This is a genomic window from Paracraurococcus ruber (genome assembly GCF_004353985.1).
In the GTDB taxonomy this organism is placed as follows: Bacteria; Pseudomonadota; Alphaproteobacteria; order Acetobacterales; family Acetobacteraceae; genus Paracraurococcus; species Paracraurococcus ruber.
This window is the reverse complement of sequence record NZ_SMOA01000656.1, coordinates 1-675: the sequence shown is the minus strand read 5'-3', so window position 1 is coordinate 675 and position 675 is coordinate 1. Positions and strand designations below refer to the sequence as shown.

Below are 675 nucleotides of genomic sequence, written 5' to 3'. Positions count from 1 at the left end.
CGCCCTGGCGGGGGCGTCGGACGGCCCGCTGCTGCTGGTGCTGGACGGGCCGCCGCCGCCGGCGGCGCAGCCCCTGCTGCCCGCGGCGACGCTGCTGCTGGAACCCGGCGCGGCGGAGCGCCGCCAGGCCCTGCCGGGCGGCGGCCGCGCCCGGCTGATGCTGCTGCTGGGCAATGTCGCGCGGGTCGAGCGCTGGGACCTGCTGGTGCCGGAAGCGGCGCTGGGCCGGCTGTTCGACCGGCTGCTGGGCGCCGCGCATGGCCTGGCGGCCGGGCTGGGCGGGACGCGCGCCTGGCAGGTCGGCGGCCGGATCGCCCAGCCGGACCTCGCCAGCCTCGGCATGCTGGCGACCGGCGTGGACCGGGTGCCGCCGCTGCGCCTGGCGGCCGCGGCCCTGCTGCACGACCTGCCGGCGACGGCCGGGGAGGCGGGGCTGCCACTGGGCGGGGCGCGGCAGGTGCGGCTGCTGCTGGGCGACCTGCCGGGCCGCGGCGCCTGGCTGCGGCTGCGGCTGCGCGGCGTCGATACGGTGCCGCCGCCCATGCTCTTCCTCGACGGGCAGCGGCTGGAGGAGAGCCAGGCCCGGCTGGAGGCGGGGGTGCTGGTGGTCGAGGCGCCGGTGCGGCCGCAGCCCGGCCGGGCGGCGGTCGCCGGCCTCGCCCTGCCGGCGCCGCC

At 81.9% G+C, this 675-nt stretch carries 1 protein-coding gene; it reads left to right on the top strand.

Going from position 1 to position 675, the window contains the following annotated elements; genetic code table 11:
• Window positions 1–675, top strand: a 675-nt coding sequence (locus tag E2C05_RS33795) for a hypothetical protein (RefSeq protein ID WP_205083300.1), incomplete at both ends; no start/stop codon positions are given.